Source organism: Marinococcus sp. PL1-022 (assembly GCF_033845285.1).
Lineage (GTDB): Bacteria > Bacillota > Bacilli > Bacillales > Marinococcaceae > Marinococcus.
Window position 1 is genome coordinate 2651237 of record NZ_JAWXCX010000001.1, and the last position, 18465, is coordinate 2669701.

At 35.6% G+C, this 18465-nt stretch carries 17 protein-coding genes; 1 reads left to right on the forward strand and 16 read right to left on the reverse strand.

The window, feature by feature from the left end:
* Nucleotides 1-126 precede the first annotated feature (126 nt).
* From SIC45_RS13585 to SIC45_RS13645, 13 genes are all read right to left on the reverse strand, one after another.
* Nucleotides 127-1371, reverse strand: coding sequence for an oligosaccharide flippase family protein (locus tag SIC45_RS13585; protein WP_319632559.1), 1245 nt, complete (start codon nt 1369-1371; stop codon nt 127-129).
* 63 nt (nt 1372-1434) lie between these two features.
* Nucleotides 1435-2625, reverse strand: a complete 1191-nt coding sequence (locus SIC45_RS13590) for a polysaccharide pyruvyl transferase family protein (protein ID WP_319632560.1) — start codon at nt 2623-2625, stop codon at nt 1435-1437.
* Nucleotides 2625-3338 (reverse strand): acylneuraminate cytidylyltransferase family protein, encoded by a 714-nt coding sequence (locus tag SIC45_RS13595; RefSeq protein WP_319632561.1) that lies wholly within the window; start codon nt 3336-3338, stop codon nt 2625-2627. The genes SIC45_RS13590 and SIC45_RS13595 overlap by 1 nt, the downstream gene beginning before the upstream one ends.
* Nucleotides 3339-3367: 29 nt before the next feature.
* Entirely contained in the window at nt 3368-4507 is a 1140-nt protein-coding gene (gene neuC / locus SIC45_RS13600) for a UDP-N-acetylglucosamine 2-epimerase (protein WP_319632562.1), read from the reverse strand.
* 10 nt (nt 4508-4517) lie between these two features.
* Nucleotides 4518-5561, reverse strand: a complete 1044-nt coding sequence (locus SIC45_RS13605; RefSeq protein ID WP_319632563.1) for an N-acetylneuraminate synthase family protein — start codon at nt 5559-5561, stop codon at nt 4518-4520.
* A 57-nt stretch (nt 5562-5618) separates the two neighbouring features.
* Nucleotides 5619-6707 carry a polysialyltransferase family glycosyltransferase gene (locus SIC45_RS13610; RefSeq protein WP_319632971.1) on the reverse strand — a complete coding sequence of 363 codons (1089 nt, stop codon included), beginning with the start codon at nt 6705-6707 and terminating at the stop codon, nt 5619-5621.
* Nucleotides 6708-6760: 53 nt separating this feature from the next.
* On the reverse strand, nt 6761-7888 hold the full coding sequence (locus SIC45_RS13615) for a hypothetical protein (protein ID WP_319632564.1): 1128 nt from the start codon (nt 7886-7888) through the stop codon (nt 6761-6763).
* 18 nt (nt 7889-7906) lie between these two features.
* Nucleotides 7907-8968 carry a hypothetical protein gene (locus tag SIC45_RS13620; protein WP_319632565.1) on the reverse strand — a complete coding sequence of 354 codons (1062 nt, stop codon included), beginning with the start codon at nt 8966-8968 and terminating at the stop codon, nt 7907-7909.
* Nucleotides 8969-9037: 69 nt separating this feature from the next.
* On the reverse strand, nt 9038-9949 hold the full coding sequence (locus SIC45_RS13625) for a glycosyltransferase family A protein (protein WP_319632566.1): 912 nt from the start codon (nt 9947-9949) through the stop codon (nt 9038-9040).
* A 75-nt stretch (nt 9950-10024) separates the two neighbouring features.
* Nucleotides 10025-10864, reverse strand: coding sequence for a glycosyltransferase (locus tag SIC45_RS13630; protein WP_319632567.1), 840 nt, complete (start codon nt 10862-10864; stop codon nt 10025-10027).
* Nucleotides 10857-11726, reverse strand: a complete 870-nt coding sequence (locus tag SIC45_RS13635; protein WP_319632568.1) for an NAD-dependent epimerase/dehydratase family protein — start codon at nt 11724-11726, stop codon at nt 10857-10859. Before SIC45_RS13635 ends, SIC45_RS13630 begins: the two co-directional genes overlap by 8 nt.
* Nucleotides 11727-11741: 15 nt before the next feature.
* Complete coding sequence (locus tag SIC45_RS13640) at nt 11742-12338, reverse strand: sugar transferase (protein ID WP_319632569.1); 597 nt, start codon at nt 12336-12338, stop codon at nt 11742-11744.
* Between the two features lie 42 nt (nt 12339-12380).
* Entirely contained in the window at nt 12381-14222 is a 1842-nt protein-coding gene (locus SIC45_RS13645) for a nucleoside-diphosphate sugar epimerase/dehydratase (RefSeq protein ID WP_319632972.1), read from the reverse strand.
* 457 nt (nt 14223-14679) lie between these two features.
* Between SIC45_RS13645 and SIC45_RS13650 the strand changes: the two genes are divergently transcribed.
* Nucleotides 14680-15726, forward strand: coding sequence for an NAD-dependent epimerase (locus tag SIC45_RS13650; protein WP_319632570.1), 1047 nt, complete (start codon nt 14680-14682; stop codon nt 15724-15726).
* 59 nt (nt 15727-15785) lie between these two features.
* Here SIC45_RS13650 and SIC45_RS13655 read toward each other — a convergent pair whose 3' ends face one another.
* The 3 genes from SIC45_RS13655 to SIC45_RS13665 form a co-directional block, all read right to left on the reverse strand.
* Complete coding sequence (locus SIC45_RS13655; RefSeq protein WP_319632571.1) at nt 15786-16304, reverse strand: winged helix-turn-helix domain-containing protein; 519 nt, start codon at nt 16302-16304, stop codon at nt 15786-15788.
* Between the two features lie 239 nt (nt 16305-16543).
* The gene (locus tag SIC45_RS13660; RefSeq protein WP_319632572.1) at nt 16544-17296 is read right to left on the reverse strand and encodes a YveK family protein; all 753 of its coding nucleotides are present in this window, start codon (nt 17294-17296) and stop codon (nt 16544-16546) included.
* Nucleotides 17281-18447: a glycosyltransferase family 4 protein gene (locus SIC45_RS13665; RefSeq protein ID WP_319632573.1), complete on the reverse strand. Its 1167-nt coding sequence runs from the start codon at nt 18445-18447 to the stop codon at nt 17281-17283. The genes SIC45_RS13660 and SIC45_RS13665 overlap by 16 nt, the downstream gene beginning before the upstream one ends.
* Nucleotides 18448-18465 lie beyond the last annotated feature (18 nt).

Consider the following 18465-nt stretch of genomic DNA (forward strand, 5'->3'; position numbering starts at 1 on the left):
CACATGCCAAGAACTATTAGCTATTTACTGACAAGCATACTGTTAGCATATTTATTTCTTAATTACCATACATAATGAATGTAAATTATGAAAGAATCAGGGTTTAATTTAAAGGACTTTTAATTTTTAATGGTTACTGACTTTACTAGCTCTATAAATTAGCAACATACGAACTAGTTCAGCTCCTAGAGTAGAAATGATCGCTCCATAAATTCCTATTACCGGAATTAATGCGAAGTTAATTCCAATATTCACAGCCGCTGCAATAGTACTACTAGTAGCAATAGATTTTGTTCTTTTACTATAAAACAATTTAGCTACTGGAATAAAATAAAGCCCTTTAACTATTTGACCTAATATTAATACGGGAATTAACCAAATCGCTGAATTATAAGCGTTTGAAGATAATAGTGCAGCTCCTACCATTGCAATTGGAATGGATAGTAGACCGCATGCAATAACTATCCAAAAGAAAATATTTAATAAACGGTCAGCTTCAATTATTTTTTCTTCTTTCCTTAGTTTAGTGTACCTTGGAGATAATGCGTTATTAATCCCTTGATAAAATAAAGAGAGCACCATAGAAACTTGTACAGCCAAAGCATAAATACCTATCTCTTCTAAGCTTACAAATTTTTCTAATATTACCCTGTCTGAAGATTTAATAATCCATCCACTAGCCACATGAGGTAGTAAGGGGATACTAAAAATTAAACTATATTTTATATAAGTAAAGTTAAACGAAAGTTTCAGAAATTGACTTTGTTTTATTAATAGAATTGCTACAACAATTGCCGATATAATGAATTGAGATAATAAAGCACTTTCAGGTCCAAGTCCACGAAAAACTATAAAATAAATGCTTAATAACATTATCAGACTAGCTTTTAATAGATTGACAATAACAAATGAACTTGCCTTTTCTTGAGCTCGTAAAAGTGACATTGGTAAAGCAAATAAAGCATTTAACCATGCAATTCCTATCATCATATAATAAAATGGAGTTATAGCTATAGCACTAAACAAAATAGTGCCTAATGGTTGTGCAAAAAATACAAGTAAAACAGCACTTACTGTTGAGAATAGAAAAACAAATATAAATATTGATCCTAAATATTCTTTTTGTTTGTTTAAATCATTCAAATAATCATAATAAAATCTTGTTACCGCCCCCTGGAGAGAAAGCACTAAAAAGACTTGAAACATTCCTATAAGCGTTTGTACTGTAGTTAACGTGCCGTATTCTGCAGGTGAAAGGTAATTAGTATACACTGGCAGCATAATAAACCCTATTAGCGGAGTCATCATAGAGCCTACAGTATACATAACAGAGTTCTTAAAAAATTTACTTTTCATAAGTTTTGAGAGCATAATTAGCTTGCTCCTTAATAGATTTCTAAAAGGTTCAAAAATGTTATTAAACCCTCATAAATATTATTCAGAAGATTTTTCAATTCTATTTCTTGATATCTCATTCACTAGATTTTTATAGAAAGCACTACCAACAAAGCAGTTCTTTTTGTTCACTTTTTCATAAACTTTCTTAACATCAAGTGGATCGTTTAAGGTTTGTGCTAATTTATCAATTAGTTTAGATTGGAAATTTTTTTCGTTAACCTTGACCACTCTATCAGTAATACCTAACTCCTCATATAAGTCATCAATTTTTTTGTAACTTGAGAGAGCTATAGTAGGTATATTTTGAGAAATTGCACAGACATTACTATGGAACCGCATGCCTAAAATAATTGTGCATTTTTGGTACAAACTAAATATATAATCTTCAGCGCCCTCACCAGTAAGTAATGGCGCAGTTTTAATTCTAAACCTTAAGTGCTTATCATCAATATAAGTCATTAAATCATATATTGCTTTTAAATCACTATATATATGTGGAAATAGTAAAATATTGTATTCCTTATTATTTGATAAGAAATCGTTCAGTACTTTTCCCAGCCCCGACATATATTCTTCGTAAGAAATCGTATTTTCTAGAGAAGTATTAAAACGCACTTCACTCATATCTGAAACTACATTAATTCCTATTAGTTTTTGGCCCCAAAGATTTTCTGTATTAATTTCTGTATTAAACTCCGCAAAGAAGGCCCCGTCTGGAACTATATTAATTTTCTCAGCATATTCTTTTCCATATAACTTATCGATAGTCTTATAGGACCCATCATTTCTCAAAGAAATGTAAATTCTTGAAGAACTAAGAGAATAGTCTAAAAAACGCTTGAATTTGTCTATAGCTTCCTGAGAAGCGCCTTTAGCAATATCGCATCCTAAACTATTAAATAAAATAGGAGTTTCAATTTTTTCAAGCGCACTATTGCTTATATTTATAGTAGTCCCTGTAACAGAGTAATCCCACTTAAGTTCAAAAAAGTTACCCCCACCAACAACTACTAAATCATATTCATTACAAGTATTGATAAATTCATCACTTTCAAAAGATCTTAGATTCCAGGAACGATAAAAATCTCTCATTTCTATTTCTTCAAACTGAACTTCACCAGGATAATAGTATTCAAACATTTTTCTGAAACCTTTGTGGTTGGCATTATCGCCGATATTACCATGGAAACTAGCTATATGTAATACATGGAATGGTTTCTCCAACATTATTCAGCCTTTCCTTCCCTAATTAGATTATTAAGTTTCAATGTAAAAATTTCCAAATCAACTGGTTCGTCTATATCTACATTATACTTTCTGTCCATTATGTAATAGTGCTCAATATCATTTAAACTTAAATTTCCTAAAACCTCTTCTGTATTTGCAATATAAATAGAGCCATTCACTAAAAAAGTATCCGGGAAGTCCTGCCTTCTTAATGTACTTGAAGTATTCAAAAACCTTTTTAAGTTCCCGTCTTTTCCTATTGTTCTCATTAAAATAGGATGCTCTTCCACAGGAGAAACACTTAAAATATTATTTAAACCCTCTATTAACATTTTTTCGATAGCTTCATCAATATGAAAAGCTTGTCTTAATGGCTGGGTCGGCTGTAACAAAACTATATAGTCAAAATGTTCATCTATCTCTTTCAATTTTTCAATAGTATAGATTACCGCATCAATAGTAGGGCTCGTATCTTCTGATAGAGAAGAAGGCCTTAAAAACGGAGAAATTGCTCCAGAAGTTATCGCATGTGATTGAATTTCTTCAGAATCAGTACTTACTATAACTTGATCTATATATTTGGAAGATTTTGCTGCATCGATAGAATACTGGATCAAACTTTTACCTTTCACTTCAACCAAATTTTTCCTTGGTATCCCTTTACTTCCACCTCGAGCAGGTATAATAGCTAAAAATCTTAAATCGTTTTGCATCCATTTTCACCTCATTACTTCAGCGCTCGTTACAGGGAAAAGTTAATATCTTGAAAACTTTTTTGAGAAGGCTTAGACCATATATTTTCTTTTTCTAGCACTTCAATAAATAGTTCTGCACTATTTCCCTCTCCATAAAATACATTTGTTTCTACTTGCATGTTTTCAACATATTTAATAGCTTCAAGAATATTTTTTGCTTCTGCCTCAACATTAATAATATGATTACTATTTAATTGTTGATATCTGCCCTTTTGCCTTGAACCGATATCAATGGCAGGGACTTGATAAACACCACTTTCTCTGACGCCAGCACTGGAATTCCCAATAATAAATTTAGCATTCTTTAAAAAAGTTAAAAAATACTCAAAACGAATTGAAGGGAACACTTTAAATTTCTCATTATTTTCCAGGTTTTTTATTTCATCAAGAATAACTGAGGTTCCTTCATCGTTATTGGGATAGACAATAATGTAATTTTTCTCAGACTCTAAAAGACTTTGTATCACACTTTTAATATCTTCCCGTAATTTCTCCAATTCAGTAGTAACCGGATGATACATGAATATAGCATATTCAGAAAAAGGAATATCATATCTATCCATAGCTTTGTTGATTGAAGGCAAAGTGCTTGAAAACATTACGTCTACATCTGGGGAACCAATAATATAAATAGAATCTTTTGGCTCTCCTAGTTGCAGCACTCGTTGTTCAGCTTCTTTATTAGAAACGAGATGAAGATGAGAAAGCTTAGTTACTGCATGCCTTATTGACTCATCAATAGTACCCGATACTTCGCCCCCTTCTATATGAAGTACTTTAATATTATTAAATGCCCCGACTATAGCACCGGCAAGAGCTTCTAAACGATCTCCATGAATAATTATTATATCCGGCTTAGTTTCAGAAACATAGTTGCTAAAACCCAAAATAGTATTACTTAAAGTAATATCCATGCCCGCACCCAATTGTTGATTTATATATTTATAGATATTCTCAAAGCCATCTCGCTCTACTTCATGGTATGTTGAGCCATAAGTTGATAGCATATGCATCCCTGTCACAAAAATATGAGCTTCAAAATCGTTATTATCCTCCACTTGTTGAACCAAAGTTTTCATTTTTCCATAATCCGCTCTCGTGCCTGTAAGAAATACAACTTTTTTCATTAGTTACACCTCAATTTTCTATATCTTCCCATGAAACATGCTGATCACTTTCTATATTCTTATTCGCACTTTTCCCAAGCAATTCATTGTAATATTCAGCTTTAATTTCGCCGGTGCCTGGCCGTTTCACCCATATATTTTCTTTTGTAAACGGTTGACCAACTTTTATATCTTTTATAGTCACAACTGTAGCGAAAGCAAAGTCACTAGTTACTTCTTCTTCCGGAGCAGCTTCTTTTTTTCCGCCTCTCATTAAATAAACTTCATTAGAACTAGTAATCAACTCATTTAAACTTTGAGGTGTCATGGAGCATTCAATATCCGGACCTTCACGTTCCATGCTGTCAGTAAAATGACGTTCTAAAATAGAAGCACCTAAGCTAACAGCTGCTATACAAGCGTTATTGTTTATAGTGTGATCAGATAGGCCGATTACTTTATCTGGAAAAGCATGTGCTAATTCTTCCATAGCTCCAAGGCGGACTAGGTGAGGCGGAGTCGGATATAAATTAGTAGTATGAAGCAAAGCGAAATCAACTTTATGTTTTTCGAGAATTTTTACAGCTTTCTTAACGCTCTCTATATCATTCATACCAGTAGAAACAATCATTGGTTTACCAAACGAAGCAATGTGCTCTAATAATGGATAATTATTCATTTCTCCTGAACCTATTTTATATGCAGTTACTCCCATTCTTTCTAATCGATCAGCCGCCGCTCGCGAAAAAGGAGTACTAATAAATATCATGTCTTTACTTTCTACATACTCTTTAAACTCGATTTCTTCTTCTTCAGATAAAGCACTACTTTCCATAACGTCATAAATTGACTTATCTGTGTTTCCTGGTATGACTTTTTTAGCTTCTTTACTCATTTCGTCTTCTACGACATGAGTTTGATGCTTAATAACTTCTGCTCCAGCTAAATATGCGGCGTCCACCATTTCAAATGCCGTTTCTAATGAACCACCATGATTAATTCCAACCTCTGCGATGACAAGAGGAGGATAGTTTAAACCAATTTTTCTATTATTAATATTAATTGTATTACTCATTGCCCTTCCACCTTTCTGTAAATGACTATCTCCTTTTCAAAAATCCACGATTATTTTTCAATTTTGACTTGAAATGATATCCTCAATTTCTGAAAAATTTTCCAATATTTTTATATTAAATAACTCAATCATTTGGTAACTTAAACTCTGGTTAGGGGATTTGGCAAAAAATTGTTTATATAAAGAAAAGCATTCGATGCCATACCATTTATTTATATAGTAACATGCAGAAGAATACCCAGTTAAAACAAAATCTACATTCACTTTTGCTGGAATTAATTCAGCTGGTATATGATATTCTTCTATTATAGTAACAGAAGGATTTTCAATATATCTTTTATATTTTTCCAATCTTTCACTTGGGTGAGGTTTTATTATTAATTTAATGCTTCCATAATTAAAAAGTTGATTAAAAAAATTTTCTAAAGCTAATTTTTCTTCTTGAAATGAAAGACTTTTAAACTCTGAAAATGGCTGCCCAATATAGAGTATGGTAGTACAGCTTTTAAAATTCTTTTTGCTCAAGTTTATGGTGTTAATATTAAAATAATCGTATAAGCTTTCAATATTAATAGCACTTACTTCATGCATACCCATAGGACTTATCAGTTTTTTTTCTCTTTTTTCTTTAGGTAAATGATCAGGGAAACTAGCCATTATCTCATCTACTTTTGAATTCATTCCTTGGTATTGATAAATATATTTAGGATAAGAAAGCAGACCTCTTTTCAATATATTTTGTTTGATATAATTATTTTCATTATTATTAATTTTATATAAGCCCATACCTTCTTCTAACATTATAATTTTCACTTTATTTTTATAAGCAGAATTTATTAATGCTTGATTAATAATGTCATTGTCTTTAAACACAATTAAATTAGTGGTTTTAGAATTTTGTAAGTATTTTTTTGCTATTTGAATGTTTTTTTTATTTTTCAATGCTATTTGAACTCTATTCGTTGCTTTTTCATTTCGATTAATGATCAAGCTTTTATCGAAAGTTTGATCATCTTTAATTATTTTAGGAAGAGCGGAATTTATTGAATAACAAATAATTTCAGCATTTTTTATATCATGTTTTTTTATATAAAGCTTACTAATCATTAAATGAAAAACTGTACTAATTGAAAAGACTGTTTTCATACCCACACAAACCACGCTCTTTCTAATAACAAAAATATGATAATTAAGTAACCTTAATTACTAGCTTCCTTACTTAAATTATTTTTCACTTTACTAACGTCATCAATAAATACAAATGTGTACAATAGGATTGCTATAAATATAAAATCAAATCTTCCAGTGAAAATAACCGTGTCTGTCATTCCTCTCAATAAAAATATCATTAATAATATAAATGGAAAAAATTGTTTTCTGACAAAAAGTTTCACACAACTTATTAATAATAAAGCATATATAATCAACATGAATATCCCTAAATGAAAGTGACCATCTAAAAAGCTATTATGCAAGTTTTCAAAACCAAAAAACAAATGTTGATCATTAGCGTTAAAACCTATGAGGAAGGATTGTATATTTAATTCATCAAAAAAATCTTTCCAAATTTCTATACGAACATTATCGAAAAAACTTTCCCTCGTTCCTCCTCTTGTAGCAATACTTATACTTATCTCTTCTAAATTTTTTAAAAGTCTTTCAGTAAAAATTAACAAAGCAAAACCTAAACCCATGATCATTAAATATTTTTGCTTTAAATTAAATTTATACAAAGCAACTAATAATAGTACTATTATAGCTGTAATGATTCCTGCTCTTCCTGAACTCCAAAAACTAACTATCAATGTTATTATGGCGGGATGTATTATTATATTTTTTTTCCTGAAATATCTTGCTAAATAAATTGAAATAACAAGTGAAAGCACAACAAAGTTAACTACATTTTCACTCCAAGTAATCACTTCACTCGCTTCTACTCCCCTTAAAAATTGAAAAAACAAGTATGCATTAGCAATGTAAAAAATAATTAAGAGCAAATTATCTCCTAGTTTTCCTTTCAATAAATACAATGCAAAACCTAGCTGTGAAAGGATTAATAATGTATTTCTCAAAAGCTCATAAGATATTTCACTGAAGTAAAGTGTTTTTATTGACGAAAATAAAATTAAAATAAAACAAAAAAACAATACATATATATTTCTTTCGTATTTTATGATTGAGTATCTTATTAATATAATAAGCCCTATTAATATAGAACCTAGGATTAAAACTTCTTGTTCCACTATATAGTAAATCAACAAAAGCAAGATCGATATAAAAAACAAAGGTATATTTATTAAATCGTAAATTTTAAACAGTATTTTCATCTTAATTCACTACTTTTATTAGTTATTGTAAAATTTTAGATGCTTTTTAAGTCTATTGACTGCTACTTCCCAGTTATTGTTTTCTAAAAAATCAATTGCGTTCTTTTTATCCCAGTTTTTCAATTTAGTTAATTGCTCATCAATAGTATTGTTTTCGTTTAGTACAATTCCTATTTTATATTTGCTCGTCATTTCTCCTAAAAAACCGATTTCTTTAGTCAAGATTGGTTTTTTTATGGTTGCAGCGTTATATGCAGTAAATGGAACAGATTGATCATCATATACTCGCCAATAGAAATCAATATAATCACTCAACTCTTTTTCGTTAATATGAATTTTTTCATTTATAATAAGTACTTTCGAATGTTCTTTTAAGATCTCATATGCTTTTTTATTTCTTTCTTTCATTTCTTCACTTATTTCACCTACAAAAATTAAAAATATTTCATAAAAACTAGATTTATCTAACAAATTAATTGCTTCCTCATAAGAAATATTTTTTTTATTGGCTGAAGAAATACATAAACCAATTAAATATTTTTCTTGAGTATTCTTTTTGGCACAATTTATAAAATCTTTTATCTTTTCTGTTGCTTCTTGATCTCTTTTTGTATTAGAAGGAAGATACGAGCCAAAAGTAATGTAATCTATCTTACTAGGTTTGATATTTAAATGTTTCTGTGCTTCTTTTATCAATAATTTATCAGTAACCAACACTTTTTTTGAAAATCGAACAATTAATTTTCTTCTTAAATTGGTTAAAAATGGATGGTACTCTTTTGACTCTTTATCAACATTATGGCAAATCCAAATTAAATCCACTTTTAAAACTGCACATATTAAAATCGAAAAAATTTCTGCTAATATTCTTAGTATAGTTTTAAACAAAGATGGATAGTCATTTAAATATCTGTATATTAGCGTTTCAGGTCTTCCTTTAGTCATTATATTTTTTGTTAACACTAAAGGAGTAAGTATAGGGGAAGCACTCATTGTTTTCAGAGAATACTTTGAGTCCTTCATTCCTTCAGATAATTTTTTTGCTTTAATATCATCAAACTGAATTAAACTATACTTCATTTTAATCAACTTCTTTCAAAATTTCTTTGCCATAATTAGGTGGAGCGTTTTAAAGTATTTTATATGTAATTAAAATTTCATCAAACTTCTAATCTTTAAAATCTTTTTATACTCAAATAATGTTAAGAGTATGTATATTATACTTTTAACATTAAATTTATGTCTTATAGCTCTTCTACAGTAGCTTCTAGCTAGTTTACTATTATTATTTCTTATAGCTAAAGTTGCAATTTGCAAACAGAAATTACTCCTTCTTATTTTTGTTTCTTTTTCCGATAATTTGCTAAATAAATTTATATACTTCTTCTCTATGTAGTCCATTGCACGAATATATTTATCAGTTTGTTGTGATATTTGATTGTTGCCAATGTCGTTATAGTAATTTACACATGCATCAGTCACTATTCCTATTTTTGTTTTTTGACAAATTCTTATCCATAGATCATAGTCCTGTTTGGCTTCCAATTCGGTATCAAATGAACCACAATCATTTAATAAACTCTTTTTTATAACTACAGAAGATGTTGTGCCAATATAATTTTTAAAAAGTATCTTTTTTGATAAATCTCCTTTTTCTTTAGGAAGGGAAAAATAGGATAAATTTTCTTTTTGATAAATTAACTTACTTCCAGTATAAACCAACCCGATCTCTTTATCATTTTTTATTATTTCCATTTGTTTTTTTAATTTATCTGGCGACCATTCATCGTCATCATCTAAAAAAGCAATATACTCAGATTCTGAAAATTCTATTCCCAAATTTCTAGCGTAATTTCCTCCTTTAGGAACTTCGTAAGAAAAAAAATTCACTTTATTTTCTTCTTCCTCAATTTTTTTCATTACTAGTTCTGTATCATCACTCGAACCATCAGAAACAACGATTATACTAAAATCTTTATAAGTTTGTTTTAAAACGCTATTTACTGCTTTAACAACAGTATTTGCTCTGTTGTGAGTTGGAATCACCACACTAACTTCCATTAAAAAACCTTCTTTCATTTAATATGTGCTTATTAATTCTAAGTTGAAAATATTAGGTGTCATGCAAAATAATAATTATATTTTTATAGATTTCTTTCTTAGAAATGAATTAGAAATCCATTTCAGCAACCATATAGGAGAGATAAACATAATTAATTGACCTATAGTGACAATTACTAAATCTTTTATAGAACAATGTCCTCGTTTCCATATTATATATTCGACTTTTATATAACTTTTGCAATTATCCCAACTTTTTCTCCTTTGGAAACTGTCAGAATTTGATCGAAACAGTAAAAGAGACTCGTTAATATTTTCAGCTTCGCATCCCCAGTTTATCATCCTGGAGAATAAATCAAGATCTTGCTTTCTTCTCAATTCTCCATAACCCCCGCACCTCAGCACTTCTGACTTTTTAAACATTACCGTCGGATGGTTAAATGGACTTCGTCTTCTAATAAATTTTTTAATTCCTTTGTGGCTAGATGGTACTATTCTCGATGAGACCGTATTAGCTGGATCATTGTAGAATTCATCGATATTGGTTCCTACTATACAAAGATCAGGTTTTTCTTTAAATTTATTAATTTGTTTTTCACAACGCTCCGGTAAAGAAATATCATCTGAATCCATTCTAGCTACTAACTCATTGTTACATTTTTCTAAACCAATATCTAATGCTTTCCCTAAACCAATATTAGTTTCTAATTCAATTATATTAAATAGGTCCGGGTGTCTTTTTACATACTGATCTATTGTTACGTTTAAATCTTCAGTAAGTTTCCCATCTTTTACAATTACAATTTCACTTGGTTGCAATGTTTGATCCAACATGCTGTTAATGCTAGCTTTTAGAAACTCTACTTTCTCTTTATAATAAACTGACATCAGCACACTGTAAGTATATTTATTCATTAGTATTATTCTCCGATTTTATTATCGATTCTTTTAGAGTTTTAATTCTGTAATTCACTTTATATTCGCTCATACTTTTGGAATATACTAAATCACCAAAAAGTTTATAAAATATATTCACTTTTTTGCTTAGTAAATTGATAAAGGGATTAAAGATTTTTGTTAACATTACATTTTTACCGTTCACTTCAGCAATTAATCTAACTAATTCACTAGTACTAATATATTCTTTATTTTGAGGAAAGAAAACACCGCTTGCCTGATCTTCTATTGTTAGCCTTATAAACTCGCAAAGATTATCAATATAGATCGCACTACGTTTGTTTTCAACCTTAGGAAAAATTGGCGTTTTCTTGGCTAAGCTCGCTAATCTAGGGTAGTTACCTTTAGAATTTTCCCCATAAACCATGGGTGGGCGAACAATAGCAACCTTAAAACCTTCACTATCTAAGGAAGCGATACCCTGCTCAGCTTGTAACTTACTATCTCCATAAAAGTCTTTAGGATATGGAATAGTACTGCTAGTAATTACACCGTTATTTAAAGAATTGTCTCCATAAACAATAATACTACTCATAAAAATAAACTGCTTGACCCCGTCCTTCTTGGCTTTTTCAGCAGCTTCAATAGTTAGATCACGATTCACTTTATAATACAGTTCTTTTTGTTTTGAATCTGAAGATACATGAGCAATGCCGGCTAGATGCAAAATTACATCATAATTGGAGAAATTTGCATTTTTCCAGGACTCATCCCGTAAGCTAATTGTTTCTACTATGTAATCATTCGAATAATGTTTTAACCATTTTTTTAAGCTACTTCCTATATAACCATTACCACCCGTAATTAAGAGCCTTTTCATTCACACAAACTCCTTTTATGAATCAGCTTTTCCTTCTTGAACTCCATCACTTTTGAGAACCCCTAAGAATGTTTTAACTAGTATTTTTAAATCAAAAGTTAAACTTCTTTTACTTACATATTCGCCATCCAGTTGCGATTTAATGTCTATTGGCAGCTCATCTCTTCCATTCACTTGAGCCCAGCCTGTGAGGCCAGGTTCTATATAATTCGCTTCATATTTATCCCGTTCTTCAATTAAATCATATTGATTCCAGAGCGCTGGCCTTGGACCTACCAGGCTCATGTCGCCTTTTAGAATATTAAACAGCTGAGGGAGTTCATCCAGGCTGGTTTTTCTTAAAAACGAGCCCATATTAGTGATATAGCTTTCCGGATTTTCCAGCAAATGCGTTGGTGTGTCTTTCGGAGTATCAATTTTCATCGTTCTGAACTTGAAAATATAAAAAGGAACTTTGTCTTTGCCAATACGCTTTTGCTTAAATAAAATCGGTCCTTTAGAATCTAATTTAATCAGAAGAGAAAGCATCACAATTAAGGGCATCAATGCCATTGTGGCTATTAAGGTTAGATCAAAGTCTATTATCCTTTTTAGTCTTGAATATTTTTTCATGATAACACCCTTTACTATTATTCGTGGAGCATGTTCAATTATTTAGTGATTCGCGTTAGCTTTCTTATTAACTGCTGAAAGATGTATTCGCTCTTCACTTTCTCCTCTTGCAATTTCAAGTGCGCGTTTCGTTATATCATTTTTCTCAAGCGTTTCACATTTTTTAGTAAAATTAATCACTTCATTGATATTTATTTCACTGGATTTACCTACATAAATTTTGGGATACACCTGTTCTTCATGCACTTCATCTTTACCTAGAAGCTCTTCATACATTTTTTCGCCCGGTCGAATGCCACTGAATTTAATACCGATTTCATCTACCGTATAACCAGAAAGTTTAATCAAATTTTTTGCAAGATCGACAATTTTTACTGGCTCGCCCATATCGAGCACGAAAATTTCTCCGCCTTTTGCAAGTGCACCGGCTTGAATAACCAGTCTTGAAGCTTCTGGAATCGTCATGAAATAACGGATCATTTCGGGATCCGTGACTGTTACTGGCCCACCATTTTGAATTTGCTTTTTAAACAACGGAATCACACTGCCGCGGCTTCCGAGCACGTTACCAAAACGCACTGCTACAAACTTGGTTTTGCTGACTGTGTCCATGTGCTGCACAATCATTTCAGCTAAACGCTTGGTTGCTCCCATTACACTTGTTGGGTTTACCGCTTTGTCAGAAGAAACCATTACGAATGTATTTACTCCGGCATTATCAGATGCTTCTGCTGTATTCTTTGTACCCAGGGCGTTATTTTTCACGGCTTCCTCGGGATTACGCTCCATCAGTGGCACATGCTTATGTGCTGCAGCGTGGAATACCACGTGCGGTTTTCTACTTTCGAAAATTTGCATCAACTTGCTTTTATCCTGTATATCAGCTATCTCTGTAGAGATATTTAACTCAGGGAGACTGTTTCTGAGCTCCATCTCAATGGAATAAATACTATTTTCCCCATGACCGAGAAGCACGATTTCTTCCGGAGAAAAGCGCGCAATTTGTCGGCATATTTCTGAACCAATGGAGCCGCCTGCTCCTGTTACCAACACTCGTTTGTTAGTAATGGAATCAGCAATACCTTCTACATCCAACTTCACCGGCTCACGTCCGAGTAAATCTTCTACATCCACGTCTTTAAACTGGGTAACCTCAACTTTGCCGAGCATAATATCTTCCATGCGCGGCAGTGTTTGAGTTTTTACTTTAGTCTCAGCACATACGTTCACGATTTGGTTCAACTCTTCACTATCCAGTGAAGGAACTGCAATAATGATATGTTCGATTGAAAATTTTTCTACCGCTTTCTTTACATCTTTTATTGATCCATAAACAGGGAGATCCATAATCTCAAGCCCCTGTTTGGAAGGATTGTCGTCTAGGAAAGCGACAGGCAGCAGACCTGAACTTATTTCCTGAGTTAACTGTCTGGCCACCATTGTACCTGCTGAGCCTGCACCTACAATTAACGTCTTTTTCCCCTCTTTATTATTTGAAATGTAAGCATCCCTATATAACCTCCACGTCATTCTCGAACCACCAATTAGAATCACGTGTGCCATCCAGGTCATTACTAACGTACGTAAATAAAATTCCTGAAATACAGCTATCTGCATTAACCCTGTAAAAGCTATGGAAATGGTAACAGCATACACAATTGATTTAATTTCCTTTGCACTCGCATATTCCCATGCTTTTTTATAAAGCTTAAAATAATAAGCACAAATGTGATGTACAATTAAAAGTACTGCTGAACTGGTAACCAGGACGTTATCAACCGGACGTATATCTGCTGCCAGTATAAAATTACAAATAAATATGGAAAAAATAACAATAGCTGAGTCTAAACAAACTAAAGCCAGCAGTCTTTGCTTCAACCCCATGGTTTTTTCTACCCCTTCGTATAAGTAATAATTAAATCTTAAACCGACTACTTCCTTTATTAGAATAATCAGTGCGAATTTGTTATGTATTAAATGAATGGTATTCATTTACAGACTTGATCTTGTCGGGTTAATACAATAGAGTATTATACATTAATTCTTTCATTATGTAATTCAATTGCATATTTAAAAACCTGAGTTGTGCTTAACACTTAATACAAACTTATTTTCCTCTTAATTAGCAATAATTTCAACAGTCAAACTAGATTCTTTAGGAAAAAACTACCAAACTATAAGTTCGTAGTGCTTCTTTTATCTCGTGCTAACTTCATGATAACTAACATAATTTTCCTTTGTCTATTTCACAAACGAATTCATTTGTTATATGATAGGTTTGTTTTCCAAACTCGGGCTACAATTAACATAATAATATTAAATAATAACGGAGGTACGCAATATGATTTTAGTGACAGGAAGTAATGGCTTTGTAGGCATGCATACAGCGGAACGTTTGCTCGAAGAAGGCTATGAAGTCGTCGGGGTTGATAACAATAACGATTACTATGACGTGAACTTAAAGTATAGCAGACAGGAGCGGCTGAAAAAACACGACGAATTTCACTTTCATGAACTGGACTTGGCTGATGCTGCTGCTCTTCAGGATATTTTTCATACATATACGATCACAGCCGTTATCAATCTGGCCGCGCAGGCAGGAGTCCGGTACAGCCTGGAGCGTCCGGATAAGTACATCCAATCCAACATTGTCGGTTTCTCGAACATTCTGGAAATGTGCCGTCATCATCAGGTAGAACATCTGATTTACGCGTCTTCAAGTTCCGTGTACGGAGCCAACAAAAAGATGCCTTTTTCCCCGGAGGACGGGGTGAATCATCCCGTCAGCCTGTATGCGGCAACGAAAAAATCCAACGAACTGCTTGCGCACACGTACAGCCATCTGTATGACCTGCCAACGACCGGCCTGCGGTTCTTCACCGTGTACGGTACGCTCGGGCGGCCCGACATGGCCTATTTCAAGTTTGCGAACAAAATCGTCAACGGGGAGCCGATCCAGGTGTACAACAACGGTGATATGATGCGGGACTTCACGTATATTGACGATATTGTGGAGGGCATTGCGCGCCTGATTCCGGCTGTGCCTACAGGCGACAGCGATTGGGATGCCGAAAATCCGGATCCGTCAACAAGCTATGCGCCTTACCAGGTCTTTAACATTGGCAACAACCAGCCGGTCGCTCTAATGGAATTCATCGAAGCCCTCGAAAAGTACCTGGGCATGGAAGCCCGGAAGGAATACCTGCCGATGCAGCCGGGAGACGTACAGGCGACGTATGCGAACATTGACAGCCTGCAGAAGGCGGTCGGCTTTAAGCCGGTTACCTCGCTCGATGAAGGGATCAGCAAATTCGTGGAATGGTATAAAGAGTATTATCCGGAATACTTTTCTGTGCAGTCGGCTTCTAAAGACAAGTCCAATCATTAATCACAAAAACCAGCCTGCCGACAAATGTCAGCAGGCTGGTTTTTATATTCTATGTAGTTCTATGATGGTAACGGTCTGGCACCCTGTTTTTCCAGAGCCAGGCTGTGGACCATAATCAGCGTCTGCCCCATCTGGCATATCGTGTCCGCAGTAACAAAAGTGACTTTCATGCTTTCCCCAAGCAATATCTGCTTGCCCACGTCCAAGGAGCTCTCTCCTACTTCGACAATGTATTCCAGCCCGTGCGGCGGCTGCTCCTCTGAAGCCATGTAGACATACTGCCACTCGGTTTCTTCCAGCAGCTCCACCATTTGATCCCACTGCACGTAATTGCGGATGAGCCGGTTCATGTCCTCATACATATAATGGTTTTTATTTACCTGGTAGTATCGGCGGTTCTGAACCGGACGGCCGGTGATCAGCTCCATCTCGCTCAGCCGCTTTAATTCCACGCGTATGGCGTTGGCTGAATCGTTGAACTCGCGGACAATTCTTCTTAAATACGTTTCTTCTTCGCATAAAAAAAATTTCACGATCAAGCGTAATCTTGTTTTCGACGTGACTAATTGATGCAGCAATGATTTTCCTCCTCTGACGGCAATGGTTTTTACAGGTATCTTCAAGTGAGCCGGAAAACACTTGCGTTTGTTTTTGTTTCTCTTCTATTTCATCGGTTATTCGCCTATCATTCTAAAGGTAATCTGAAAAGCAATTTCAAGAAAATTCTTCTCAGGCTGTACCTTTTACTCATTTTCACGCAAAACAGCCGCTTCGCATCATGAATGCGCAGCGGCTATTCGTATTGAAAGAAGTTTTTTTAAGACGTTTTCTGTTTGGAGACTGCGGGCCGTGTAGCATCCTCCAATCCCACCACCTCTTCCGGACGGCCCTGCGTCTGGTCGGTGATGAACGTAATCGTACCGAGGACGGGGAGCCCCAGGTTGTTTTCAACATCCTCTTCCTCTTTAATCGTCCGGTCAAAGTATTCACGTACAAATGCAAAACCGATGCCGGTCATTGCGCCAATCAAAAGAGCAAGCGCGATATTAAACAGTGGCTGAGGGGATACCGGCTCTTCCGTCTCTGACGCCTTCGCCGGCGCGAGCACGCTCACATTGTCCACACTCATAATATTTGGCACTTCGCGCTCAAACACTCTGGCTGTTGTATTTGCGATCGCAACCGCCGTTTTCGCATCCGTGTCCTCCACCGTAATCGAGGCTACCTGTGACTCATTTTCTCCGGCTACCGTAATCTGGGACTGCAGCTCTTCCACCGTTTCGTTCAAGTTTGCCTCCTCGATGACCTGTTCAAGAATCGGCGCACTCATAATAATGACGTTGTACGTGTTAATATACGCCAGGTTCGCCTCCAGCTCTGTGCCGGGAGCTGCGTCCTCTTCCGGCTCCTGGTTCACGAGGATCTGCGCCCGGGCTTCGTACACCGGCGTCATGAACAGGTACGTGTACACCGCTCCGACCGCGCCTCCAATGATAGCGAAGGCCGCAATTGCCAGAGCGTATTTTTTCAGGACAGTCAGCACCTTTGCTGCGCTCATGGTTTTTTCCATACGGCCCTCCTTGGCGTTTGACTTGGCGTCAGGTACGTTTTCTGTACGTAGTCGAGCAGCTCCGTGAATGATGCCCGTGAACCCTCAAAGCTCCACTGCTCCGTCAGCCGCCATGCTTCTCCGGCAGCTTCTTTGCGGTCCAGATCCGTAAATACTTTCTCTATCACACTCGCTATCTGCCCGCTGTCGTTTGGATCGACGGTGTAGCCATTCACGCCCTCTTTGACTAAATCCAGAGAGCAGCCGCAGCGCTCTGACACTATGACCGGAAGACCGGACGCCAGCGCTTCGTTCACGACCAGCCCCCACGGCTCTATAAGGGATGGAAGAATAAACGCGTCGCCGAGCATATAATGCTCGAACACATCCTCCTGCCGGGACAGAAATCCGGTGATGATGAGCTTCACGCCGGCCATTCGAGCCTGATGCTGCAGCTCCTCCTCCTGCTCCCCGCCCCCGATGACAAACACGGTCACCGGGTTTGTCATCGTGCCGACAGCTTCAATCACCGTTGCCATATTTTTAATGGCGATCAGCCGGCCGGAATACACGAGCACCTGCTCCTCCGGCTTGAGGCCATAGTTGTTTCGCAGCTTTTCCCGATGGTAACCGCGGTGCCGCGCGATTTCCTGAATCGTACGGCCGTCCACCGACAGGTACTGGTTGTAGATTCGCGCCTCCGGATAACCGAACACTTCGGCAAAGTAGCGCCGGCTCACTTCCCCGTTACCAAACACGGCGGCGGCGTGGTCAATCACCAGTGATTTTAGTTTATGCTTATAGCCCTCATGCTCGTTCTGCAGCCGGGACGTACTGATTCCGTCATACAAAAGAATATATGGCTTACGGTACAGCCGGCACAGGAGACTGAGCGCAATATATGCCGGCTTTTCATACCCGCCGATCACTATCAGATCATGGGTGCTCACGATATGGTGCAGGCCGGCGTTCATCCGGCCCGCTTTGCCGAGCTGGGTGCCGGGAAGATCGATTTCGTCATATCCCTCGGCCGCCGTCATCTTCCAGGCCCGGTTTTCGCCGGGCCGGTCGGTGTAATAAACCGTCACCTGGACATTCGGGATACGTGCGAATTCGTTCCACTGCAGCGTCCGGTACGGCGCCCGCAAATTTGTGACAAAGGCAATTTTCATCCGGGTGCTCCTTTCTGT